Source organism: Nocardia sp. JCM 38205 (assembly GCF_058222935.1).
Window position 1 is genome coordinate 355,815 of the sequence record NZ_JBYHFL010000002.1, and the last position, 23,091, is coordinate 378,905.

A 23,091-nucleotide genomic window follows, 5' to 3' on the forward strand; every position below is an offset into this window, starting at 1 on the left:
TGCTGGTCGCCACCGACCTGGACCGCACCATGATCTACTCCCGCAACGCGTTCAGCACCGACGATGAGCTCGCGACGGTCTGCGTCGAACATCTCGAGGGCGCGCCGCTGTCGTACATGACGACCATCGCGGCCACTCGGATGCGCACCCTCACCCGGCCCGCCGCCGTCGTCCCCACCACCACTCGCACCATCAAGCAATTCGGTCGCATCCAATTGCCCGGCGCCCCATGGCGTTACGCGATCACCAGCAATGGCGGCAATATCCTCGTCGACGGCGTCCCTGATATGCGCTGGCGCATCGATATCGATGCCGAAGTCCGCGCCGGCGGCGCCACCCTTTCCGCGATCAGCGCCGAACTACGCGCCCGGATCGACGAGAGCTGGGTCTCGAAATTCCGCGTGGCCGACCACCTGTTCTGCTATCTCGTCGTGAAACCGAAGGCCGTGCCCGACGGCTTCCTCGCCGAATGGGATGCCTGGTGCCGCCCCCGCGGCTGGTCGGCCTCCCAGCAGGGCCGCAAGATCTACACCATGCCACTGGCGGTCTGCAAGAGCCGCGCCGTCGCCGAGGTGCGCCGCCGCCTCATCGAATCGGGCGAACTCACCGATACCGCCCTCACCCTCGCGGCGGGCGACGGAGCCCTCGACGCCGAAATGCTGCGCGCCGCCGACTCCGCCATCCGCCCCCGGCACGGCGAACTGGAATTGCTCAACTGGACCCACCCCAACCTCACCGTCACCGAATCCACCGGGATCATGGCCGGCGAGGAGATCCTGGACTGGTTCATCGACGCGGCGCCCGCGGCGGCTTAGCCGAGACCTTTCGCGATAGGTTGGCCGGGACTGCTTATTCGTCGGACAGCGATACGGAGAACCTGGATATGGGTATGGCCCGGAATGTTGTCGGTATGTCTGTGATCGTCGCGGGCGCTGCGATGATGAGCACGCTCGCGGCCGGTTCGGCGGCCGCGGAGCCGCGGGACTGTGTGGTGAATCAGTGGGCGACCGGCGCGGCGGCGCAGTGCGGGGGTGACGGCACCTACATCCTCGAGGTGGATTGTTTCGGTCTGAACCTGACATACGGCCAGCCGTTCGGGCCGTACTACAAGTCGGTCACCGGGTTCGCCGGCACCCCCGGGCAGCCGAGCCGGGACTGCATGATGCCCACCACGCTGGGCCAGATCGGGATCGTGACCGGTGCGCGGATCACCCAGGTGCCGACGCGCCCCGGTCTGCCCGACAATGCATGGGAATACGATCCGGGACGGCGCTGACAGCCGGCCGGACACCCTCACCTAAGCCGCGGTCTCTCGGCGATTGCCTGCGGTCTCGTCCCAGGTCGGATAGTCCGAGTACCCCTCGGCCGTGCGGCCGTAGAGGTGGGATTCACGGATCGGGCTCAGTGGCAGATCGCGGGCGATTCTGTCCACCAGATCCGGGTTGGAGATGAAGGCGCGGCCGAAGGAGACCAGGTCGGCGTCGGATTCGGTGAGCGCGCTCTCGGCTGCTGACGCGGTGGTCTGCGCACGGTTTTCGCCGACATTGGCGATGAAAGTCCCGTGCCACAGCGGGCGCAGGTCGGCCAGCGCCGGGTAGTCGTCGTTGTCGATGAGGTGCAGGTAGGCAAGGCCGCGGCGGTCCAACTCGGTGACCAGGGGCCGATACAGCGGCCCGGGATCGGCTTCGAGCATGCCGAACTGCGGATTGCCCGGAGACAGCCTGATCGCGGTGCGGTGGGCACCGACGGCGGCGATCACGGCGTCGGTGACCTCGAGGGCGAAACGCATGCGGTTGGGGATGGAGCCGCCGTATTCGTCATCGCGCAGGTTGGTGTTATCGGCCAGGAATTGGTGCACGAGGTAGCTGTTGGCGGCGTGGATTTCGACGCCGTTGAAGCCGGCCTCGATCGCGTTGGCGGCCGCGGCGGCGTAATGCTCGACAGCGGCGGCGATATCGGCTCGGGTCATCACCGCGGGCACGACAGGATCTGCTGTGCTGCCGTCGAGCAGATGCACGTGATCGACATCGGCGACAGCCGAAGGACCTGCCGGAAGGGTGCCGTCGATGCGTCCCAGCGGATGGCCCTTGCGGCCACCGTGCATGAGCTGGGCGAAGATCCGCCCGCCCGCCTCGTGCACGGCATCGGTGACCTTCCGCCAGGCCGCCACGTGCGCCGCGGTTTGCAGTCCGGGCACCCACGCCTCGCTCTGACCGCTGGAATGCGGCCAGATGCCCTCGGTGATGATCAGTCCGGCGCCGGCGCGTTGGGCGTAGTAGTCGGCGACATCGGTGGTCGGGGATCCGTCGGGCAGTGAACGCAGGCGCGTCATCGGCGACATCACCACGCGGTTCGGCAGGTGCAGGTTCTGATCGCGGAATTCGGTGAGAAGCAGCATGGGCGTACCGTAGAACCTGACATCAATGTCAGGGGCAAGCCCGAACCTCGGAGGTGTGGTCATGCGCATCGGTGAACTGGCCGAACGGACCGGAGTCAGTGTCCGGTCGCTGCGCTATTACGAGACTCAGGGCCTGCTCGCCTCGACCCGCACCGGCGGCGGCCAACGCGACTACCCCGAGTCCGCGGTGGACCGGGTCATCCGCATCCAGGAAATGTTCGCCGCCGGCCTGCACAGCCGCACCATGGCCGAACTGCTGCCCTGCATCCACGACGCCGACGGCAGCCCCAACGCCACCGCGACGCCGTTCCTCGCGGAAACCCTTGCCGCCGAACGCGATCGCATCGACGCCTGCATCCGGGATCTGCACCGCACGCGGGAGGTGCTGGACGGAGTGATCCAAGCCGCGCACGGACAACGCTGAGCCGCGCACGGGCAACTCCGAGCCGCGCACGGACAACACTGAGCCGCGCACGGACAACTCCGAGCCGCGCACGGACAACACTGAGCCGCGCACGGGGACAACGCTGAGCCGGAACCGGTCCGCTGTCCGCCGTGATTCCAGGTCACCGCATCTTCTATTCGATAGGGCCGGTCGTGGCCCCGGCCGCGGCGTATCGGCGGGCCAGCCGGGCGCATGCCTCGGCCAGTTCGGGCGGTCCGACCACCTCGATATCGGCGTCGAAATTGCCGAGGACGGCCGCTATTCCCGTCCACGACCAGGATCCGAGGGTGACCTTGCAGCGGTCCGGGCCGAGTTCCTCGACGATCCAGTCCTGGTAGTTGTGCCGCGATACGCGGGCGGCGGGCAGGTCGAGGATCACCTCGCCCCGGCAGGGCCACGCGCCAGAGGCGGAGCCGCGAAATCGGTGGGCCACGAAAGCCGATACCGACCCTTCGGGCAGTTCACGCGGTGCGAAGCGGGGCCCGGTCGGGGTGCGCGGGGTGATTCGATCGACCCGGAAGGTGCGCCAGTCGGCGCGGTCCAGGTCCCAGGCGATGAGGTACCAGCGGCCTGCGCGGGTGACGAGGTGATGGGGCTCGACCTTGCGCGGCGGGGCAGCGTCGCCCGCCTCCGTCGCGGTGACGGAAGCGTAGTCGAAACGCAGCACCTCACGGGCATGGACGGCGGCGCCGATCGCGGTCAGCACTTCGGTGTCGACCCGATCCTCCGTGCGGTTCGGCCGCGACTCGACCGCGGCGATGCGCAGGGTGTCGATCCGGTGGCGCAGCCGTGTGGGCATGACCTGCCGGACGGTGTTCAGCGCTCGTTCCGCGGCGTCCTCGATGCCGACGCCCGAGGTGGTGGCCAAACCGAGCCCGATCGCGAGCGCGATCGCCTGCTCGTCGTCGAACAACAGCGGCGGCATCTCGGTGCCTGCTTCGAGCCGGTATCCGCCGTCCGGCCCCTTGGTGGTGGCGATGGGATAGCCCAGCTCACGCAGCCGATCGACATCGCGGCGCACGGTGCGCGCGCTGACCTCGAGTCGCTCGGCCAGCAGGGCACCCGGCCAGTCCCGGCGCACCTGTAGCAACGAGAGCAGGGCCAGCAGTCGCGCTGAGGTTTTCGGCATGAATGTCAGTGTGCCCGAAGTAGCGGACACATCCTGTCCGCTTCCCCTGTCATTGTTGAATCCGACCGAGCAACGACACCGGAAGGATCCGCGATGACCGCCCCCACCCTCGACGCCGAACGCACCGAACTGCTCGAAGCCCTCGCCGAGGCGCGATCCGCGCTGACCAGCACCGTTCACGGACTCACCGATGCCAAGGCCGGCGAACATCCCACGGTGAGCGCCCTGTGCCTCGGCGGGCTGATCAAGCATGTCGCCTCGATGGAGGAGACCTGGATGCGCTTCGCCGTGGAAGGCCCAACGGCAATGGGTTACGACCTGCCGGACGGCGTCACCTGGGCCGATATCGCGGCAGGCACGGCGCGCGAATTCCCGCAGTGGATGATCGACCACACCAACGAATTCCAGATGCAGCCCGGCGACACCCTCGCCGATATCCTCGCCCACTACGAGCAGATCGCCGCCCGCACCGAAGAGGTCCTTGCCACCATCCCCGATCTGTCCGCGACCCACCCGCTCCCCGAAGCCCCCTGGCATGAGCCGGGAGCAGTCCGGAGCGTCCGCCGAGTACTGACCCACCTCATCGCCGAAACCGCCCAGCATGCGGGGCACGCCGACATCCTGCGCGAGACGATCGACGCGGAGACCTCCGCCTGAGGACGGAGGCGGGCAGTGTGCGGGGCTGATTCAGTACTGCTGCTGCCCCGCAAGCTGCTGCGCGACCACACCCTGGATCCGCTGCAACCCTGGCACCGTCATCCCGCTCTGCAACTGTCCCTCGATCGTGCGGACCAGCGCGGAATCGCTGATCACCTTCTCGCTCGACTGGATCAGCACCGTTCCCGCACCGGTGAAATCGAATTGGCGTTCCTCGCCGGAGTTGACGCCGAAGCGGGCGGCGCCCGCGGCGAGGAAGCTCGAGATCCAGCGGTGGTCGTAGTGGTGGCTGGGGGAGGGGCAATCGGCCCAGCCGACAAGGGATTCCGGGTCCACCCGCAGTGGCGGTTCGGCGAACATCACCGGGCCGTTGGAGGAGGCCAGGAACTTGCCGGTGCCGATGAGGGTGAGGAAGCCGGGCACGATCGATTGGTTCAGCGCCAGGCCCGGTTCGAAGGCGAGCAGGTTGGCGGCGCGGATGGTGAGGTTGCCGTCGTCGAGATCGTAGGAGTTGATGTCGTAGCCGCGGTCACCGATGATCAGCTTGCCGTGCCCTTCGGCCACCACATAATCGCTGGTGAACAGCGGTGCCGAGAACTGCTGCGACACCATGTGCATCAGCGAGCCCTGGAGGCCGTGGGTCAGCAGCTGGAATTGGATCTGCCCGTAGTAGGCGATCATCGCGCCCTTGCGCATGAACCACGGCTTGTTCAGGTCGATGCAGTAGGCGTAGCTGTTTCCCGGGATGTTGTCGCTCTCACCGAGATTCATCGGGTTCAGGATCTGGCTCATGGTCACAACTTCTCTTCCGAGGCCTGCACGTACACGACACCCTGCCCGACGCACTGCAATTGCATCGCCTCACCGGATCCGCGGCCGACGGCGTCGCGCCAGCTCATCGCCGTTTTCAGTTCGGTCTGCACATTGCCGTAGGCGGCCACGAAGGCCTGTGGATCGACCACGATCGGGTTCGGCCCGCCCACCGGCAGTTCCAGGAAACCGCCGTGCGCGAGCAGCACCGCCGCGCCCTGTCCGGTCAGTTGGGTGGTGAACATGCCCTGGCCGGTCATCGCGCCGGAGGCCGCGCCGCGCAGCGCGCCCATCAGACCGCCGCCACCGCCACCGCCGCCGGAACTCATCACCGACACCACCGAGCTCTGCAACCCGGCCGTATGAGCAAGCAGCCGTGAGGCTTCCACCCGGAGCGCCGCGCCTGGCTGCATCTGCACCACGTGCACTTCGAGCCCCGCGAAACCGTAGTGCACCTGGCCGTTGCCCTGGGCGAGCATGGTGCGTTCGTGTTCGCCCTGCATCATCCGGCCCGCCATCCGCATGATGCCGCTGCCACCCATGCCCTGGCCGCCGGGAATCTGGTGCGGGGCGAAGGAGACGTCGCCGGTGTAGAACAGCATCGCGCCCTGGCGGCCCACCACACCGCCCGCCATCCCGACGTCGACCTTGACGACCTTGCCGTTGACCTTCTCGAACATCGTGCCTACCGTTCCGCCGGCTGGATCGACACCACGCCCTGGCCATCCCAGCGCAACGAGAACGCCTCGCCCGCATCCTGCCCGACGACGGTGCGCCAGGAGACATCGGTGACGAATGACTGATTGAGGTCGCCGCGCGCGGCGACGAACGCGTCCGGATCCACCACCAGCGGGAACTGCGGTGTCACCTCGAGATGGATGAGCGGCCCGCCCGCCGACAGCAACGCCACCTGGCCCTGGCCCGACACCGTGGTGGTGAACAGGCCCTGCCCGGCGGAAGCGCCGTGCAGTCCGGCGAAGCGCACATCGGTGCGCAGGTTGCCGCAGAAGGCGAGCAGCTGCTGCGATTCCACTTGCAGCGTCTCGTTGTTCAGGTTCACCACCGAGACGTTCTGGCCGTTGACGGCGAAGAACACCCGGCCGTGACCGCCGCATTCCATCAGCGAGAGCTTCTCGCCGGTCGCCCGCCGCTTCAGGCCGGCGATCACGCCATCGCCACCACCGAATCCGGCGGATTTGAACTGGACGTTGCCTTCATAGGCGATCATCGACCCGGAAATCGCGCGCAGACTCGTGCCCGCGAGATGAGCCTCGATCACCTTCTTCGACTGTTCGAACAGTTGCGCCATAAGGGGAGTTGTGCCTGTCGTGTGGAGTCGGGAACACGGGCATCCCCCCATGCTCCATATGCGTCGCCGTCACACTAATCGACGATGGCGCCCGCGGCAGATGTCAGCCCGGGCGTAAGCGCTGCGAACGCATCCGAGCCGTGGTATCCACCTTTCTCGTAGAGTGGCTTCCGTACGCACCGACAAGCGAAGGGTCGAACTTGTCCGCAACACTCGCCAAGGGTCAGAACGGCCCGCTGTCCGGCAACGATGTGGTGATCTCCATTCAGCTGACGGCGCAGGCGGATCTGTCCGCGCTCCTGGTCACCGAGCAGGGCAAGGTGCGCTCCGACGCCGACTTCGTGTTCTTCAATCAGCCCAGCGGTCCTGGGGTGAACCTGGTACCCGGCCCGCCGGGGCAGCCGGCCTCGCTCGCGGTGTCGCTGAACGCGGTGCCCGCCGATATCGACCAGATCCGCGCCGTCATCACCCTCGACGACGCCACCAGCAATTTCGGCCGCTATCCGGCGCCGACGGCGATCGTGTCGGACGCCTCCGGCACCCCGCTCTACGAGTACCGCATCGAGGGTCTCGACACCGAGTCGATCGTCATCGCGCTCGAGCTCTACCGCCGTCAGGGTGCGTGGAAGGTGCGCGCGGTCGGCCAGGGTTACGCCGGTGGCTTCGCGGCGCTGGTCACCGACCACGGGGTGACCGTCGACGATTCGCCGCCTCCGCCGCCCGCCGCCGCGCCGCAGCCCGCCCCGGCCCCGCCGCCGCCCGCGCAGCCCGCGTACCCGACCCAGCCGCCGCCGGCCGCGCCCCCGCAGGGCGGTTACCCGGCGCCCCCGCCGCCGACCGCGCCCTACCCGCCGCAGGGTGGCGGTTATCCGCCCCCGCCGGGCCCGGGTGCCGGCTACCCGCCGCCCGGTGCCCCGGTCCCGCCCCCGCCTACGCAGCCCCAGGGCGAGATCAGCCTGAGCAAGGACCGTCCGGTCAGCTTGCAGAAGGGCCAGCGGGTCACCCTGCGCAAAGAGGGCGGGTCCGCGCTCACCTTCGTCAAGATGGGTCTCGGCTGGGATCCGGTGCGCAGCCGCGGCATGTTCGGCAACCGCACGGTCGATATCGACCTCGACGCCTCGGTGGTCATGTTCGCCGACCATCAGCCCGCCGATGTCGCCTATTACGGCCAGCTCAGCTCCAAGGACGGCTCGGTGCGCCATCAGGGCGACAACCTCACCGGTGAGGGCGAGGGCGACGACGAGATGATCCTGGTGGATCTGACCCGCATCCCCGCCCACATCAGCACGCTGTTCTTCATCGTCACCTCCTACAAGGGTCACACCTTCGAGCAGGTGCAGAACGCCTTCTGCCGGTTGATCGACGGCGGCAACAACGCCGAACTGGCCCGCTACACCCTGGCCGGCGGCATGCCGTTCACCGCGATGGCGATGGCGAAGGTCTATCGGGCCGGCGGGGATTGGAAGATGCAGGCGCTCGGCGAAGGTTTCCAGGCCAAACACCCCGGGGAGGCAGTACCGCAGCTCGGCCGTTTCCTCGCCGCCGGCTGAGGGACGACGGGGGAAGTGGACGTGCGGCAACTGACGGCGGGGCAGAACGTTCCCCTGACCGCCCAGACGGTGCGGTTCGGCGTGCACGCCGATGCGGCACTGGATATTTCGGCGCTGGTGGTGAACGACGATCTGCGGGTGCGCGCCGCCGCCGATGTCGTCACCGGTGACCGGACGACGACGGCGGGAGTGCACCTCGGCGAGGACGGCGTCACCGTCTCCCTCGCCGAGGTCCGGGCCGACGCGCAGGCGGTCCTGCTGGTCGTGGCGGGCCGGTCGGCGGAACTGGGCAAGGTCGTTGCCGAGCTGTCCGAAAATGGCTCCGTCACGGTCGAATTCGCGATCGCGCCGGCCGCCGGTGAGCGCGCGCTGATCTGCCTGGAGGTGTACCGGCGTCAAGGCGCGTGGAAGGTGCGCGCGCTCGGCCAAGGCTATGCGGGCGGTCTGCCGGAACTGTTGCAGGCGCACGGTGCGGCCGGGATGGCGCCCGCCGCCGCCCCGCGGGCGGACACGTACGCGATGTCCGCACCCGCGCAATCCGGCGGCAGCCCGCTCGAGGTGGGCCACGGTCTGGAACGGCTGTGGATGATCTTCGAGGATGCCGCGCGATCGGCGGCGGCCCTGATCTCGGCCCGCGACTACGCGGCCAAACGGCTCGATCAGGAGCTGTCCGAAGCGGTCTCGGATCCGGCAACCAGGAACACCCCCGCCGCCGACGCCGCCCGCACCGCCGCCCAGCGCCGCCACGACGAACTCAACGCCACCGCCGAGGCGAACCATCGCCGCGACAGCGAGCAGCTGGTGCGGGAACTGGCCGAGGCCGATCAGGCGCTGCCGCCCGCGCTGGCGTCGTGGGAATCGCAGGCGTGGGATCGCGCCCCCGCACCCGCCGACGGCATCCGGCTCGGCGAGCTCTACGCCATCGACCGTGGGCCGCTGCGCATTCCGTACTGTGTGCCGGTCCCGCTGAACCGTCCGCTGTGGATCGATGCCGAATCCTCCGCGGCGGTCGCGCCGATCGTCGGCGCACTGCTGGCCCGGCTCGTCGCGGCGGCCCCGCAGCGCACCACCGTCGTCGACGTCATCGACCTCACCAGCGCGTTCACCGGCCTCACCGGCCTGCTCGGGCCCGTGCTCGGCGGCCCGCCGGTCACCCACCACACCGATATCTCGGCCCGGCTGAAGACTCTCGCCGACGCCGCCGAGCTCGCCGAAATGGCCTACAACAGCGGTGCGGGCACCCCGCCCACCGAGCATCGGGTGCTGGTGGCGGCCGATTTCCCGCACGGCTATCAGGCCACCGACGTGCAGCGGCTCGGTTCGCTGCTCATGCGCGGCGACCTGATCGGGCTGTCCACCGTGATCATCGGCAGCAATGAATCCGATTCCGACGACACCCTGGTCGCGACGTTATCGCAGGCCTGCCGTCACCTGCCGACGATCCCGGGCACCCCACTGTTCGATCCGTGGACCGGCAGCGCCTGGGAACTCGATCTGGATCTGCTGCCGCAGGAACCCGAACGGCAGGCCCGTATTCTGCGCGCTCGCTGAGGACCGCCCACGCGATGTCAGCGCGTGGGTACCCGGCCTTCCCGTGGCCGCAACCGTTCCGGTAGCCACGGCAGCAGCGGATCGGTGGCGTGGTCGAGTGGGCCGCCGACCGGATCGTCGACGAAATCGCGGCGCACCAGATCCTCCTCGGGCCGGTAGATCTGGCGCACGATCAGCGCGCACACGATGATCACCGCGATATCGCGCAGCAGCACGGTGCCGGTGAACCACTGCTCCGGCAGGCCTTTACGATCCAGGCCGAGGTAGTAGAACATGCGCGGCACCCAGACCAGCGCGTCGATCGTCATCCAGGCCAGCAGGATCCGGCGATGCGGCAGCGCGAGCACCGCGAGCGGTACCAGCCACAGCGAATACTGCGGGCTCCACACCTTGTTCGTCAGCAGGAAGGCGGCGATCACCAGGAAGCACAGCTGCGCCAGGCGCGGCCTGCGTGGGGCAGTCAGGCCGATATAGGCGATGAGCAGGCAGGCGATGACGAACAGCGTCAGCGACACCAGATTGAGGATGGCGGGCTGCTCGCCGTGCTCGAGCACACCGTCGAAGCCGGGCCAGCCGGTGAACGAGGTGATGACGTTGTAGATCGAATCCGGATCCGCGTGCCGGGTGGTGTTGAGCCGGAAGAACTCCCGCCAGCCGGTCGGATACAGCACCGCGATCGGGAGATTCACGATCACCCAGGTGCCCGCGGCGGCGCCGGCGGTGAGCCACGCCGCACCGAGCGGGCGAGTACCCAGAATCCGCACCCGATGGGGGATCTCGCGGATCCACTCTCGCGCCGCGGGCAGGCCGTCGATCTCGTTCAATCGGATCTTGATGTGCGCGCTCGGCGTGCGGTGCATCGGGTCGGCGCGCAGGCACAGCACCAGGATCGGGCCGAGCAGCAGCAGCGGATACAGTTTCGCCGCACCGCCCAAGCCGAGCAGCACCCCGGCCAGCACCGGTTTCTTGCGCGCCCAGGCCAGCAGGCCGGTCGCGGCGAAAGCCGTCGCCAGGGCGTCGAAATTGGTGAAACCGTGCACGATCACCAGCGGTGAGCAGGCGACGAGGGCGGCGTCCCAGATCCGCCGGCCCGCCAGCAGCGCCGTCGCCCACACGGTGACCAGCCAGGCCAGCGCGAGACCGACCGCGATGACATTGAAGTAGATGACCACCTGCAGCGCGCCCGGCAGCGGACCGGCGTCCCAGCTCTTGGCGATCTGCATCGACACGTACTGATAGAGCCCCGACAGCACCGGATACTCCATGTACCGGGTTTCGGTACCGCCGTCCGGCGTCTCCTCGGTCCAGGACTTCTTGTACGGGAACGCGCCCTCGTTGAGCCGTTCCGCGCCGTAGAGCGGGACGGTGTCCGAATAGCACATGGCCGTGTACTGGCGGCCGTCGTTCCAGTCCAGGGTGAGGCCGCCGCCCGCGGCTTCGGTCTGCTGGATGCACGCGGCCTTGGTGCCCCAGCCGAGCGCGAGGAACAGCACCGTGAACAGGAACAGCACCCGCATCGGCGTCCAGAACCGGGTGCGGCCGATCAGGGCGTGATCACCGACCGGGCCGCCGATCACCGTGCACAGCTGCGCCGTCAGGGAGTCGTTGCGGCTCGGCCGGTCTCGGGCGTCGGCCGACCGGAGATCGGGAGCGAGCGGAGCCGGGGACTCGTATCGCGGGCTGCTGGGCTGCTCGGCCGACGGGCCGGTGTGCGCGTTCCCGTTGGTCGGCTCGCCCACCAGTCGCTGATCGGTCACGGCACCCGAGGCTACCGGGAGCGGCCGGGCGGAGCTCCGCTCGTCCCCCCGGAATCCTCGGCACCCTGGCCGCCGCCGGTGCCACCGCCGCCGGAGTCCTCGCCGCTATCGGAACTGTCCTCGCCGGATTGCCCCTGGCCGGTGGACGGTGATCCATCGGCCGGTGCGGTCGGCTGCCCCGGCAGCGGCCCGGAGTTCGACGGCTGCTGCGGCTGTGGCCGCACCTGCGCCTGCGGATTCGGTTGTACGCCCGGAACCGGGATGGTGATGCCGGGCAGAATCTCCACCTGGCTCGGGGTGATCACCACCGGCGGCTGGAACGGCGGCGCCTCCGTGGTGGACGGCGCGGTATACGGCGCGGTCCACTCCGGCACACCCGCCTGGCCCTTGATCGGCGCGGGCTTGGGGAAGGTCTCCTTCGGCGTGCCCTCGAGCGCGCCGTCCATGGTGTCCTTCCAGATGTCGGAGGGCAGGCTGGAGCCGTAGATCATCGCGCCGCCGTAATTGCGCAGCGGCTCACCCTGTTCGGTGCCGACCCAGACCGCGGTGGACAGCGACGGCGTGTAGCCGACCATCCAGGCGTCCTTGTTCTCGCCGGTATCGCCGAGCTGGGCGGTGCCGGTCTTGGCGGCCGATTCCCGGCCGCCGGCCAGGCCGTGGTTGCGGGAGTAGGCGGCGATCGGCTTCATCGCCGCGGTGACGTTATCGGCCACGGCCTCCGAGACGCGCTGTTCGCCCGCGACCTCGCCACGGTCGAGCAGCACCTCACCGTCGGCGGTCACCACCCGCTGGATGAAGTGCGGGGCGTGGTACTTGCCCGAGGCCGCGAGAGTGGCGTAGGCGGAGGCCATATCGAGCACCCTGGCCTGGTACTGGCCGAGCACGATGCCGTTGTTCGGACCCGAACCATCCGGCTCGGTCAGCGTCTTGCCGACGCCGGGGATCTCCTCAGGGATGCCCAGCTTGTGCGCCATATCGGCGATCTTCTGCGGGCCGTTCTGCATATCCAGCTGCATGCGGTAGAAGCTGGTGTTCAGCGAACGCTTGAGCGCCTCGGCGATGGTGCACATGCCGCAGGATTCGCCCTCGACGTTGCTGATCTTGATGCCGTGCACGGTGAGCGGCGAGCTGTCGTACATCTGCGACAGCGGGATGCCCATCTCCAGGTTCTGTGCCAGGCCGAACACCTTGAACGACGAACCGGTCTGCAGACCCGCGTTGGCGAAGTCGTAGCCCTGGCCGTCCTTGCCGCCGTAGTAGGCCCGCACCGCACCGGATTTCGGATCGATCGACACCACGGCGGTGCGCAGCTTCTCCGGCTCGCCCTGCAGGTTCTCGGCGACCGCGTCGAGCGCGGCCTGCTGTGCCTTGGGGTCGATGGTCGTGGTGATCTGCAGACCCGCGGTGTTGAGCTGCTGCTCACTGATGCCCGCGGCCGACAGCTCACGCAGCACCTGCTGTTTGATCAGGCCCTCGGGGCCGTCGTCGTTGGCCTTGTCGCCGAGCGAGGACAGCGGCCGCACCGCCGGGTACTGCATCGACTTGCGTTCGGCGGCGGGCAGATTGCCCTCCGAGACCATGCCGTCGAGCACGTAGTTCCAGCGCGCCTTCGCGCCCTCGGGGTTCTGCTCCGGATCCAGCGAGGAGGGCAGCTGGATGGTGGCCGCGAGCACCGCGCCCTCGGCCACGGTCAGATCCTGCACCGGCTTGTCGAAGTAGGCCTTGGCGGCGGCGTCGATGCCGTAGGCGCCGCGGCCGAAGTAGATGGTGTTGAGGTAGGCGGCGAGGATCTCGTCCTTGCTCCACTGCCGCGCCATCTTCGCCGAGATCACCAGCTCTTTGAGCTTGCGGTTGAGTGAGCGTTCGTCACCGACCAGCGCGTTCTTCACGTACTGCTGGGTGATGGTCGAGCCACCGCCCGCGCTCTCCTTGCCGAGCAGGTTGTCGCGCGCGGCGCGGGCGAAACCGGACACCGAGAAGCCGGGGTTGGTGTAGAAATCCCGGTCCTCGGCCGCGGTGACCGCGTTGCGGACATGCGGCGGCACCTGGTCGATGGTGACCTCGGTGCGGTTGCCCTCCGGCGGAACCACCTTGCTGATCTCGGTGGTGCCGTCGGCGGCGTAGATCGTCGCCACCTGATTGGTTTTGAGATCGCCCGGCTGGGGAACGGAAACCGTGGAGTAGGCGATCAAGAACACGGTGCTCGGCACCACGATCGCCAAGGCGATCAGAACATAGATGGTGCGGCGCACGATTCGCCACGGCGATTTCTTCTTGGCGCGGGGCCTGCGTCCGCCGGGACCATCGGGGCCGTCGCCGTCGCCACCACCACGCCGCGGCGGTGGGCCCGACGGCGGGCCGGAACGCGATTGTGCCCGGCGTTCACCGGTAGTCGAAGCGCCCGCGGCAGCGCCGGCGACGGGCCTGCGCGCGGCCGGACGCGGGCCCGTGCTCGAGGCCTTGCGGTCGCGCTGGGACACCGCCTCCGACAGCGAGGCCGGGCGGCTGATCTTCTGCGTCGACTGGGCCGACGGCGGCTTGGCGCCCTCGCCCGGCCGGGCGATCTTCTGGGTCGACTGCGAAGAGTTGGGCGCCGGATTCGGGCCGGGCCTGCCCTGCGGCGCGCGACCGGGGGGCGGAGCACCCTGCGGCCCCCGGCCCGGCGGCGGGCCAGGACGATGCGGCGGCTGCGGGCCGCGCGGATTACCGGGCGGTGGACCACCCTGCGGTCCACGGCCACCCTGCGGAGCCGGCCGTCCGTTCGGGCCGGGACGCGGACCGTTCGGGCCCGGCCGTGGGCCGTTCGGGCCTGGCATCGGCGCACCGGGGCGCGGTCCGCCCATACCCGGGCGGGGCCCGCTCACCTGCGGACGCGGACCACCCGGAGCGCCGGGCCGCCCGGGCGGCGGCCCCATCGGACGTGGGTTCGGGCCTGGTTGTGGGCTGCGCTGCGTGCGGGCGTTCGGGTCATCGCCGTGAGGGCTCTCGTAGGGCGAATTCACTGACAAGATCTCCAAAGCTCGTATCGGTCTGGGTGGCTCGGGGCCGGGCAGGTCGCGATGGACCGGGCTCGGCCCTCTAAGTCACCCGACGGGCAGATGACCAGGTGTTTCATTCGGCAGCGGTCCGCCGGTTGGCTCGGGTTCCGGAGCGTCGTCGCGGCGGAACCGGTGTGGTGCCGAGCACATAGGACTGCACCAGATGATTCCAGCTGCAGGTCCGGCACACCTCGACCACATGGACCGAGAACTCCTCGCGCGTCTCGGCGAGACGGAGCAGTTCCTCCGGGGTGCGGGCCGAGCCCGCTACCGGGCCGAGGCCGTCGCCGTAGACCCAGGATACGAGGGTGAGCTGTTCTTTCCGGCAGATAGGGCATGTGACCTCGCTCCCCCGACCGTGGAATTTCGCCGCACGCAGCAGATATGGATTCGCATCACACACCTCGGCGACATCGACACGGCCCGCATAGACGTCAGCCAGCAGCGACCGGCGCCGTAGCGCATAGTCGACCACTTGCCGCTGAATTCGCACGCTCCCCAGAGTAGCCGTGTCCAATTCGTTGCGCTGGCGCCCGGCGTGTTCGGTGGCCGGGGACGGATACGTCCGCACTGGCGCATCTGCGACACCGATATCTGCTGGTCTGCCCGCTGATCAGCGCCGGACCCGCCGTCGTCCGGGCGAATCGCGTGCTGACACGCCCGGGTCGACGTGATGGACGAATCGCCGCGACTCCAGCGCATACTATCCGACCGAACGACGCGGAGGTTCGGCGGGCGGCCCGCGGCCGCCGATCGGCCGGACCGGCGATGACGAAACCGCACGTCGCACGGTGAAACCGGACAGCGAAATGGGCACATGTCCGATTAGACTGCGTTCGTGTCGACGCCAGTTCCCGGTCGGATGCGCGCACGTGATCTCGACCGATCCCACACCGCGAGTGTGCTCGACGCCGCCTATGCGGAGGGCCAGCTCGGCGCCGACGAATATCACGACCGGGTCGCGCAGGCCAGGGCCGCGACAACGATGGGCGAACTGTCCGCGCTGGTGGATGATCTGCAAACGCCGTCAGCGGTGCCGGCACCCGGCCCACGGTCCCCCGCCCCGAGAACCGCGCGTCCGGTAACGGCCTACCCGACGTCCACCAGAGCTCGCACCGCCGATCGCGCCGCCGCCGCCGAACTGCTCGACCTGGCCCGCACCGAAGGCCAGCTCACCGAAGACGAGCACCGCGCCCACTCCGATCTGCTCGCCGAGGCGAAAACCCTCGGTGATCTGGCCGAACTCACCGCCGACCTGCAAGGCCCGCGCCGCACCCCGGCGCCACCGCGGCGGGCGCAGCCCACCCGTCAGGGCGGCTACCTGGCCGCACTCACCGCGGCCGCACTGCTCGTCGCCTTCGGTGCCTTCGCGCTGACCGGCCGCGCGGACGACCCCGCACCGGCCGAAACGCCGGTGGCCGCCGCCCCGGGCGACGGAGCACCCGAGGCCGAGCTTCCGGTACCGCGCGCCGACCTCGATGACGTCGACCCCATCGTCATCAAGACTCCGAATCTGCTCACCGGCGAGGGCCTGGCCCACTTCCTCGCCGACTACCGCGCCGAATTCGGCGACACCATCGCCGACGAGATCTCCCTGTACCCCGACCACGGCGACGTCGACCGCGCCGTGCCGGGACAGCCCAACCGTCAGGTGTCCTACGACTACCGGGGCGGCTTCCAGCGGCCGAGCGATCCGACCACCCGCAAGGTCGACACCCCGACGGTCGATCTCGGCGTCCTCGATACCGCCGCGATCGGCGCCGCGCTGGCGAACGCCGCGACGATCGCGCAGGTGCCCGACGGCAAGGTCTCGCACCTCTCGGTCGAAATCCACAGCTTCCCGCCGAACGAGGGCCGCATGGTCGTGGCCGTCTATGTCGGCAACGAATTCCGCGAGTCCGGCCATTTCATCCTCGGCCCGACCGGCGAGGTCCTGCGCGTATGGCCGTTCGAGGGGTAGGCCCGTGATGACGAGAAACGACCGGCTCAGGGCCCGTGACGCCGACCGTGTCGAGGCGTGCGCGCTGATCGACGCGGCCTTGCAGGACGGGCAGCTCACCGCGGACGAGCACGCCGAGCGGACCCGCGCGGCAATGCGCGCCACATCCTTCGGCGAGCTCAACGGCCTGGTCCGCGATCTGCAGGTGCCGGGCGATCTCGCCGGTTCGGCGGTGTTGCAGCACGACCGCCCGAAACGCCGCTGGTGGATTCCGGTCGCGGTGCTCGCGGTGGCCGCGGTGATCGGCGCGACGGCCGGCATCCTGCGCCCGGAGGAGGGCGGGGGCCCACTGGCCGTCGTCGATGCGGAGCAGGTCGAGGAGGGCGAGCCCGCGGCGCTGCCCAGTCTGGTCACCGGTTCCGGGTTCGCTCTGTTCGTGGACAGCTATCGACGCGAGTTCGGCGACGCCATCGTCGACACCGTCACGGTCATGCCCGAGTTCGTGGTGGTCCAGCGGCTGGAGGCGGGCCGTCCGGTGATGTACCGGTTCGATGCCGAAGGTTTTCAGACGAGCGGTTCCTCGACGGTGAGCTGGGCGAACGGCCGTCCCATCGATCTGGGGGCCATCGACCTGACCGCGCTGGCCGGGATTCTGCGCGGTGCGCCGGAGTCGGTGCGCCTGCCCGGCGGCGCGGTGCAGCATCTCGGTATCGGCTACGAACTGAGTGCCCCGGCCGATGCGGGGCCGGTCATCGACATCTTCGTCGAGGACGATGACGACCGGACCGGACACATGACCGTCGATCTCGCCGGTAAGCCGCTGGAGATCTTCCCGGCGGATTGAGCTGTCACGGCCGGGCAGCCGCCGGTCCGGACTGCCGCTCGTCGGTGACCTGAGCAGCTGCCGGCCGGTGATCTGAGCTGTCGCGGGTCGCAGCCCCGAGCTGCCAATGGCCGGCGGGGGCGCTGCCGCCCGGCCGGTGATCCGAGCCGCCAATGAACGGTGACGTGTTTCGGCGCCGATGCGAACGCCTTTTGGCTGCCCAGCGCGGCGAGCGTGGTGAACCGAGCTGGTCCAACACCGCCCCCACCTGCGCAAATGCGTAATACATCACTAACAACTATGCGTGGTTATATCGCTCCGATATAGTTGGTAATCGCATCCATCGGTTAGGTCTGCACACAGTCAGGGGGTGAAGCCCGATGCTCGAACTCGCAATCCTCGGGCTGCTCCTCGAATCGCCCATGCACGGTTACGAGCTGCGCAAGCGGCTGACGGGCCTGCTCGGCGCGTTTCGGGCCTTCTCCTACGGGTCGCTCTATCCGACACTGCGCCGAATGCAGGCGGACGGGCTGCTCGCGGAGGAGATCCCGGCCGGTGCGACCACACGTCGCGCCCGGCGGGTCTACCAGCTGACTCCGGCCGGACGGGAGCGCTTCAACGAGCTCCTTGCCGACACCGGACCGCAGAACTACACCGACGACGGCTTCGGCGTTCATCTGGCCTTTTTCAGCCGCACCCCCGCGGAAGCGCGGATGCGGATCCTCGAGGGCAGGCGGCGTCAGGTCGAGGAGCGCCGAGAGGGGCTACGGGAGGCGATCAAGAAGGCGAGTGGCTCGCTGGATCGCTACACCCGCCAGCTCCATCAACTCGGACTCGAATCAAGCGAGCGCGAAGTGCGCTGGCTCAACGAGTTGATTGCGGCGGAGCAATCGACGAAGGCGGCACCACAGAAAGAGGGAAATACCGGCCATGAGTGATGTCAAAGCTGCTGAGAGCGCCCCAGAGGTTCGCGTCGCCATCGTAGGTGTGGGCAACTGCGCATCCTCGCTGGTCCAGGGCGTTCAGTACTACAAGGACGCGGACGAGACCGCGACCGTTCCCGGTCTGATGCACGTCAAGTTCGGTCAGTACCACGTGCGCGACGTGAAGTTCGTCGCCGCGTTCGACGTCGACGCGAAGAAGGTCGGCTTCGACCTGTCCGAGGCGATCTTCGCTTCCGAGAACAACACCATCAAGATCTCCGACGTGCCGCCCAGCGACGTCGTCGTGCAGCGCGGCCCGACCCTCGACGGCATCGGCAAGTACTACGCGCAGACCATCGAGCTGTCCGAGGCCGAGCCGGTCGACGTGGTCAAGGCGCTCAAGGACGCCAAGGTCGACGTCCTGGTCTCCTACCTGCCGGTGGGTTCGGAAGAGGCCGACAAGTTCTACGCGCAGTGCGCCATCGACGCGGGCGTGGCCTTCGTCAACGCGCTGCCGGTGTTCATCGCCTCCGACCCGGAATGGGCCGAGAAGTTCACCAAGGCCGGCGTCCCGATCGTCGGCGACGACATCAAGAGCCAGGTCGGCGCCACCATCACCCACCGCGTGATGGCCAAGCTGTTCGAGGACCGCGGCGTGCAGCTCGACCGCACCATGCAGCTCAACGTCGGCGGCAACATGGACTTCAAGAACATGCTCGAGCGCGAGCGCCTGGAGTCGAAGAAGATCTCCAAGACCCAGGCCGTCACCAGCAACCTGAAGAAGGAGCTCGGCGCCAACGACGTGCACATCGGCCCGTCCGATCACGTCGGCTGGCTCGACGACCGCAAGTGGGCCTACGTGCGCCTGGAAGGCCGCGCCTTCGGTGACGTGCCGCTGAACCTGGAGTACAAGCTCGAGGTGTGGGACTCGCCGAACTCGGCGGGCATCATCATCGACGCGGTGCGCGCGGCCAAGATCGCCAAGGACCGCGGCATCGGCGGCCCGGTCATCCCGGCGTCGGCGTACCTGATGAAGTCCCCGCCGCAGCAGCTGGCCGACGACGTCGCCCGCGAGCAGCTGGAAGCGTTCATCATCAACGCCTGATCCACCCCGGGTCGAAACGGCGGAAAGCCGGTCGAAGCGAATGCTTCGACCGGCTTCCTCGTATTCGTGCTCAGTCGAGCGAGACGTACACCTCCACCGAGGTGGGCCCGGTGTAGCGCTCGATCTCGGCCGCGTGTGAGCGGGTGATGGTGCCGGCGCTTTCGGCCTTGCGCACCTGCGCCCAGGCCGTGCGCAGCAGGTCGTAGGGCTTGTCGGAGACGACGAACTTGGCGTACCGGCCGCTCGGCACGCGGGTGACCACATCGCCCGCGTCCATCTCGTCCATCGACGACACCTCGTAGCCGAGCACCGCCACCGCGTGATCGTTCTGGCCGATGTAGGCCGCGACCCGTGGCACGTTCTTCTCCCTGGCCAGGTACCGGTCCCAGGTGAAGTTCACCAGGTCCAGGTCGCGGGCGGCGACCTCGCGGCCGGCCAGCGGCACGGTGAGTCCGGCGACCAGGCTTTCGTCCAGGGTGACTATCTCGAAGTCCACAGCGTTGTTCCTACCCGTCCACCGAATCGTCTGCCAGCGCCACGAAGACCTCGACCGTCCGGTTGTCGGGGTAGCGCTCGAAATCGCCTGTGTAGGAACGCTCCAGCCGGCCCGCGGCCTCGGCGTCCCAGATCGCGCGCCATACCGTCACCACGGTGTCGCCGAGATCGTCACCGCTGAGGGTGAACCGGGCGAACTTGCCTGCCGGGATCCGGGCGAGTACGTCACCGGGTAGCAGGTCATCGAGACTGCGGCAGCGGTAGCCGACGATATGGGTCAGATACGAGTTGATCTCGGGCGCGTGGTCGACGAACGCGCTCGCCGGCGGACCGGGTAGCGCACGCGCCAGATTGCGCTTCCACGCTTCTTCCACCTTGGTGCGCCGCGGCCCCTCCACAGCCAGTGCCGGGCTGCGGAGCACGGTTCCCGCCACCAATGTCTCTTGGCGGTCAACGACATTGAAATCCACCGGCGTAGCCCCTATTTCTCGTCTGTCGTTCAGTTGGCGGCACGCGCCGGGCCCTCCGCTCGTGCCGCGGTGTTCGTTTCGGCGGCGCTCCCCGGCTGCTGCGTGGCACGCGGGCTACCGCCTGCGGGCCGCTGCTCGCGCCGCTGTCGTGTCGCTCGTCGCTTATCCTTCCGCATCGATCCGGCGGCGTCGGCGTCGGCCCGGTGCCGCTGCCGCACGGTCACGCTCTCACCCTGGCAAACGATGCTGACATGGGTTGCGTTCCCCCGGCGTCATCCCGGCACCGGAATCACGATTCCCGGCAGGATCTCCACCTGCCGCGGCGGGGGCGGCGGCGGTGGTGGCGGGGGTGCCGGCGGGAAGATGACGATGGGTTCCTGCGGTTCGGGCTGTGGGGCCTGCGGGGCGGGCGGGAAGATGATCTCCGGTCCGCGCGGCTGCTCGCCGGGTGGCGGGTTCAGGATGTCGTAGGGCCCGCCGGAGGGCTGGGGTGGACCGGCCGGAATGATCGGCTGCCCGGACCCGCCTTCGGGAACCGGGAAGTTCTCTGCCGGTGTGCCTTCCAGCGCGCCGTCCATGGTCTGCTTCCAGATGTCGGCGGGCAGGCCGGAACCGTAGATGCGGGCGCCGCCCGCGGTGCGGATCGCCTGCGAGTGTTCGGTTCCCACCCACACCGCCGTCGACAGCGACGGCGTGAAACCGACCATCCAGGCGTCCTTGTTCTCGCCGGTGTCGCCCAGCTGGGTGGTGCCGGTTTTGGCCGCCGATGGCCTGCCGTCGAGGGCGTGCCCGTTGGAGTAGGCGGCGATCGGCAGCATGGCCTGGGTGGTGCGGTCGGCGATGGCCGCGGGGAAGCGCTGTTCACCGGGTGGCAGCTGCTGGCCCACCTGATGTTCCGGGGCGCCGCGATCGAGCAGCACCCGGCCGGTGCCGGTCACCACCCGCTGCACGAAATACGGCTGGTGATACCTGCCGGAGGCGGCGATGGTCGCGTACGCCGAGGCCATATCGATCGGGCGCACCTGGTACACGCCGAGCACGATGGACGGCGCGGGCGGCCCGCCGTTCTCACTCAGCGAGCGGCCGGGCACCCCGGGAATCTCCTCCGGGATCCCGGCCTGATGCGCGGCGTCGGCGGTGGCCTGCGGACCGTTGAACATCGACTGGGTGAGCCGGTAGAAGCTGGTGTTGAGGGACCGTTTGAACGCCTCGGCCAGCGAGCAGGTGCCGCATGACTCGTTGTCCACGTTGCGCACGAGCACGTCGTTGACCTGCACCGGTGAACTGTCGAACTGCTTGGCCATGGAGATGCCCTGACGCTGGGCCGCCAGTACCGCGAAGGTCTTGAACGCCGAACCGGTCTGCACCGGGGCCTGCGCGAAATCGAATCCGACACCGTCGGCGCCGCCGTAATAGGCCCGCACCGCGCCCGTGCGCGGATCGATCGACACCACCGCGGTGCGCAGTTCGGGCGGCTGGCCTTCCATCGCGCTCTGCGCCGCGGCCACCGCCGCCTGCTGCGCCTTGGGGTCGATGGTGGTGGTGATCTGCAGGGCACCGGTATTGAGTTCGTGTTCGGAGATGCCCGCCGCGCGCAGTTCGCGCAGCACCTGGGTGCGGATCAGGCCCTCGGGCCCGCGCGCGGCACCGTCGTCGGCGACGTCGGTGATCGGGATGATCGGCGGGAAGGTCGCGGTCTCGCGGTCGGCTCGGTTCAGCACGCCCATCTCGACCATGCCGTCGAGCACATACCGCCAGCGCGCCTTCAGATCCTCGAGATGGGTTTCCGGATCCAGGATCGACGGTGAGCGGACCAGCGCGGCCAGCACCGCGCCCTCGGCCAGGGTGAGCTCCGGGACCGGCTTGTTGAAGTACGCCTTCGCCGCGGCCGCGATGCCGTAGGCGCCGCGCCCGTAGTAGATGGTGTTGAGGTAGGCGGCGAGGATGTCGTCTTTGCTCCATTCGCGGGCCATCTTGGCCGCGATCACCAGCTCGCGCATCTTCCGGGTGACGGTGCGCTCGGAGTCGAGGAAGGCGTTCTTCACATACTGCTGGGTGATGGTCGAACCACCGCCGGCGTTCTCCTTGCCGAGCAGGTTGTCCCTGGCGGCGCGGAGGAAGGCGGGGATCGAGTAGCCGGGGTTGGTGTAGAAATTGCGGTCCTCGGCCGAGAGCATCGCATTGCGCACGTGCACCGGGACCTCGGCGAGCGGGACCGGTGTGCGATTGCCCTCGGGCGGGACGACCTTCGCGATCACCGTGCTGCCGTCGGCGGCGGTGATGGTGGCGATCTGGTTGGTGCGCATCGCCGACGGCGAGGGGATCTCGGCACTCCAGTAGAACAGCGCCATCAGTAGCGCGGGCACGGCGATGAAGATGACGAACAGCGCGAGGATCAGCCTGCGGATCCGGCTACCACGGGTGCGCGGTCTTCGATCCGGGCCCTCCGGCTCGCGTCCGGACCTCCTGCCGGTGGAACCACCGTCCTCCGATTTTCCGGCGCGCGGGTCGAATCCGCTGATCGAGGCGTACTCCGGCTCCGGAGATCGGCCACCGCGGAGCCGGTCACGAAACGAGCTCACGATCATCTCCTCCCGGAGCGTCGGTAAAACTCGGCTACCCCACCGTCTGATCACACATCGTCACCGATCCACACCCGCCTGGGTACCGGAAACGGGCACAGACTTACCCC

At 68.7% G+C, this 23,091-nt stretch carries 21 protein-coding genes; 10 read left to right on the top strand and 11 right to left on the bottom strand.

All coding sequences use genetic code 11. From position 1 onward, the window contains the following. Positions 1-29 precede the first annotated feature (29 nt). Positions 30-815, top strand: a complete 786-nt coding sequence (locus AC4HOU_RS08400) for an HAD family hydrolase (RefSeq protein ID WP_163813461.1) — start codon at positions 30-32, stop codon at positions 813-815. A gap of 95 nt (positions 816-910) precedes the next feature. After that, positions 911-1,276, top strand: a complete 366-nt coding sequence (locus AC4HOU_RS08405; protein ID WP_195020304.1) for a hypothetical protein — start codon at positions 911-913, stop codon at positions 1,274-1,276. A gap of 21 nt (positions 1,277-1,297) precedes the next feature. Here AC4HOU_RS08405 and AC4HOU_RS08410 read toward each other — a convergent pair whose 3' ends face one another. Next, positions 1,298-2,398, bottom strand: a complete 1,101-nt coding sequence (locus tag AC4HOU_RS08410; RefSeq protein ID WP_195020303.1) for an alkene reductase — start codon at positions 2,396-2,398, stop codon at positions 1,298-1,300. 61 nt (positions 2,399-2,459) lie between these two features. Between AC4HOU_RS08410 and AC4HOU_RS08415 the strand changes: the two genes are divergently transcribed. Then, on the top strand, positions 2,460-2,822 hold the full coding sequence (locus tag AC4HOU_RS08415) for a MerR family transcriptional regulator (RefSeq protein ID WP_163813437.1): 363 nt from the start codon (positions 2,460-2,462) through the stop codon (positions 2,820-2,822). Positions 2,823-2,976: 154 nt separating this feature from the next. On the opposite strand, the gene AC4HOU_RS08420 is transcribed toward AC4HOU_RS08415, so the two are convergent. Next, positions 2,977-3,972, bottom strand: coding sequence for a helix-turn-helix transcriptional regulator (locus AC4HOU_RS08420; RefSeq protein ID WP_195020302.1), 996 nt, complete (start codon positions 3,970-3,972; stop codon positions 2,977-2,979). A 93-nt stretch (positions 3,973-4,065) separates the two neighbouring features. Here AC4HOU_RS08420 and AC4HOU_RS08425 point away from each other — a divergent pair, with 93 nt between their 5' ends. Then, on the top strand, positions 4,066-4,629 hold the full coding sequence (locus AC4HOU_RS08425) for a DinB family protein (RefSeq protein ID WP_195020301.1): 564 nt from the start codon (positions 4,066-4,068) through the stop codon (positions 4,627-4,629). 30 nt (positions 4,630-4,659) lie between these two features. Here AC4HOU_RS08425 and AC4HOU_RS08430 read toward each other — a convergent pair whose 3' ends face one another. Genes AC4HOU_RS08430 through AC4HOU_RS08440 form a run of 3 tightly spaced genes read right to left on the bottom strand, consistent with a single transcriptional unit; the run spans position 4,660 to position 6,748 of the window. Further along, positions 4,660-5,421 carry an AIM24 family protein gene (locus AC4HOU_RS08430; protein WP_163813440.1) on the bottom strand — a complete coding sequence of 254 codons (762 nt, stop codon included), beginning with the start codon at positions 5,419-5,421 and terminating at the stop codon, positions 4,660-4,662. A gap of 2 nt (positions 5,422-5,423) precedes the next feature. Then, complete coding sequence (locus tag AC4HOU_RS08435; RefSeq protein WP_490724328.1) at positions 5,424-6,119, bottom strand: AIM24 family protein; 696 nt, start codon at positions 6,117-6,119, stop codon at positions 5,424-5,426. Positions 6,120-6,124: 5 nt separating this feature from the next. Then, positions 6,125-6,748 (bottom strand): AIM24 family protein, encoded by a 624-nt coding sequence (locus tag AC4HOU_RS08440; RefSeq protein ID WP_195020299.1) that lies wholly within the window; start codon positions 6,746-6,748, stop codon positions 6,125-6,127. A 200-nt stretch (positions 6,749-6,948) separates the two neighbouring features. Between AC4HOU_RS08440 and AC4HOU_RS08445 the strand changes: the two genes are divergently transcribed. Together AC4HOU_RS08445 and AC4HOU_RS08450 are read left to right on the top strand one after the other, a co-directional pair. Further along, positions 6,949-8,298, top strand: coding sequence for a TerD family protein (locus AC4HOU_RS08445; RefSeq protein ID WP_195006869.1), 1,350 nt, complete (start codon positions 6,949-6,951; stop codon positions 8,296-8,298). Positions 8,299-8,319: 21 nt separating this feature from the next. Further along, on the top strand, positions 8,320-9,849 hold the full coding sequence (locus tag AC4HOU_RS08450) for a TerD family protein (RefSeq protein ID WP_195020298.1): 1,530 nt from the start codon (positions 8,320-8,322) through the stop codon (positions 9,847-9,849). A gap of 17 nt (positions 9,850-9,866) precedes the next feature. Here AC4HOU_RS08450 and AC4HOU_RS08455 read toward each other — a convergent pair whose 3' ends face one another. The 3 genes from AC4HOU_RS08455 to AC4HOU_RS08465 form a co-directional block, all read right to left on the bottom strand. Further along, on the bottom strand, positions 9,867-11,606 hold the full coding sequence (locus AC4HOU_RS08455) for a glycosyltransferase family 87 protein (RefSeq protein ID WP_163816444.1): 1,740 nt from the start codon (positions 11,604-11,606) through the stop codon (positions 9,867-9,869). An 11-nt stretch (positions 11,607-11,617) separates the two neighbouring features. Continuing rightward, the gene (locus tag AC4HOU_RS08460) at positions 11,618-14,422 is read right to left on the bottom strand and encodes a transglycosylase domain-containing protein (RefSeq protein ID WP_163816461.1); all 2,805 of its coding nucleotides are present in this window, start codon (positions 14,420-14,422) and stop codon (positions 11,618-11,620) included. A 295-nt stretch (positions 14,423-14,717) separates the two neighbouring features. Next, the gene (locus tag AC4HOU_RS08465) at positions 14,718-15,137 is read right to left on the bottom strand and encodes a DUF5318 domain-containing protein (protein ID WP_158430226.1); all 420 of its coding nucleotides are present in this window, start codon (positions 15,135-15,137) and stop codon (positions 14,718-14,720) included. 345 nt (positions 15,138-15,482) lie between these two features. On the opposite strand from AC4HOU_RS08465, the gene AC4HOU_RS08470 reads away from it, so the two are divergent. From AC4HOU_RS08470 to AC4HOU_RS08485, 4 genes are all read left to right on the top strand, one after another. Further along, positions 15,483-16,604, top strand: a complete 1,122-nt coding sequence (locus tag AC4HOU_RS08470; protein WP_490724329.1) for a DUF1707 SHOCT-like domain-containing protein — start codon at positions 15,483-15,485, stop codon at positions 16,602-16,604. Positions 16,605-16,611: 7 nt separating this feature from the next. Continuing rightward, on the top strand, positions 16,612-17,427 hold the full coding sequence (locus AC4HOU_RS08475; RefSeq protein ID WP_163816440.1) for a DUF1707 SHOCT-like domain-containing protein: 816 nt from the start codon (positions 16,612-16,614) through the stop codon (positions 17,425-17,427). A 359-nt stretch (positions 17,428-17,786) separates the two neighbouring features. Then, entirely contained in the window at positions 17,787-18,344 is a 558-nt protein-coding gene (locus tag AC4HOU_RS08480) for a PadR family transcriptional regulator (protein ID WP_014353629.1), read from the top strand. Then, entirely contained in the window at positions 18,337-19,434 is a 1,098-nt protein-coding gene (locus tag AC4HOU_RS08485; protein ID WP_163816438.1) for an inositol-3-phosphate synthase, read from the top strand. The genes AC4HOU_RS08480 and AC4HOU_RS08485 overlap by 8 nt, the downstream gene beginning before the upstream one ends. A gap of 70 nt (positions 19,435-19,504) precedes the next feature. Here AC4HOU_RS08485 and AC4HOU_RS08490 read toward each other — a convergent pair whose 3' ends face one another. The 3 genes from AC4HOU_RS08490 to AC4HOU_RS08500 form a co-directional block, all read right to left on the bottom strand. Then, entirely contained in the window at positions 19,505-19,930 is a 426-nt protein-coding gene (locus AC4HOU_RS08490) for a GyrI-like domain-containing protein (protein WP_195020295.1), read from the bottom strand. A gap of 10 nt (positions 19,931-19,940) precedes the next feature. Beyond that, on the bottom strand, positions 19,941-20,399 hold the full coding sequence (locus AC4HOU_RS08495) for a GyrI-like domain-containing protein (protein WP_036541500.1): 459 nt from the start codon (positions 20,397-20,399) through the stop codon (positions 19,941-19,943). Between the two features lie 272 nt (positions 20,400-20,671). Further along, positions 20,672-22,987 carry a transglycosylase domain-containing protein gene (locus AC4HOU_RS08500; RefSeq protein WP_490724330.1) on the bottom strand — a complete coding sequence of 772 codons (2,316 nt, stop codon included), beginning with the start codon at positions 22,985-22,987 and terminating at the stop codon, positions 20,672-20,674. Positions 22,988-23,091: the final 104 nt, after the last annotated feature.

What these genes read in the sequence shown, in the direction of transcription:
- AC4HOU_RS08400 (WP_163813461.1), top strand. Translation starts at nt 30, where the DNA reads ATGATCTACTCCCGCAACGCGTTCAGCACCGACGATGAGCTCGCGACG.
- AC4HOU_RS08405 (WP_195020304.1), top strand. Translation starts at nt 911, where the DNA reads ATGTCTGTGATCGTCGCGGGCGCTGCGATGATGAGCACGCTCGCGGCC.
- AC4HOU_RS08410 (WP_195020303.1), bottom strand. Translation starts at nt 2,398, where the DNA reads ATGCTGCTTCTCACCGAATTCCGCGATCAGAACCTGCACCTGCCGAAC.
- AC4HOU_RS08415 (WP_163813437.1), top strand. Translation starts at nt 2,460, where the DNA reads ATGCGCATCGGTGAACTGGCCGAACGGACCGGAGTCAGTGTCCGGTCG.
- AC4HOU_RS08420 (WP_195020302.1), bottom strand. Translation starts at nt 3,972, where the DNA reads ATGCCGAAAACCTCAGCGCGACTGCTGGCCCTGCTCTCGTTGCTACAG.
- AC4HOU_RS08425 (WP_195020301.1), top strand. Translation starts at nt 4,066, where the DNA reads ATGACCGCCCCCACCCTCGACGCCGAACGCACCGAACTGCTCGAAGCC.
- AC4HOU_RS08430 (WP_163813440.1), bottom strand. Translation starts at nt 5,421, where the DNA reads ATGAGCCAGATCCTGAACCCGATGAATCTCGGTGAGAGCGACAACATC.
- AC4HOU_RS08435 (WP_490724328.1), bottom strand. Translation starts at nt 6,119, where the DNA reads ATGTTCGAGAAGGTCAACGGCAAGGTCGTCAAGGTCGACGTCGGGATG.
- AC4HOU_RS08440 (WP_195020299.1), bottom strand. Translation starts at nt 6,748, where the DNA reads ATGGCGCAACTGTTCGAACAGTCGAAGAAGGTGATCGAGGCTCATCTC.
- AC4HOU_RS08460 (WP_163816461.1), bottom strand. Translation starts at nt 14,422, where the DNA reads ATGCCAGGCCCGAACGGCCCACGGCCGGGCCCGAACGGTCCGCGTCCC.
- AC4HOU_RS08475 (WP_163816440.1), top strand. Translation starts at nt 16,612, where the DNA reads ATGACGAGAAACGACCGGCTCAGGGCCCGTGACGCCGACCGTGTCGAG.
- AC4HOU_RS08480 (WP_014353629.1), top strand. Translation starts at nt 17,787, where the DNA reads ATGCTCGAACTCGCAATCCTCGGGCTGCTCCTCGAATCGCCCATGCAC.
- AC4HOU_RS08485 (WP_163816438.1), top strand. Translation starts at nt 18,337, where the DNA reads ATGAGTGATGTCAAAGCTGCTGAGAGCGCCCCAGAGGTTCGCGTCGCC.
- AC4HOU_RS08500 (WP_490724330.1), bottom strand. Translation starts at nt 22,987, where the DNA reads ATGATCGTGAGCTCGTTTCGTGACCGGCTCCGCGGTGGCCGATCTCCG.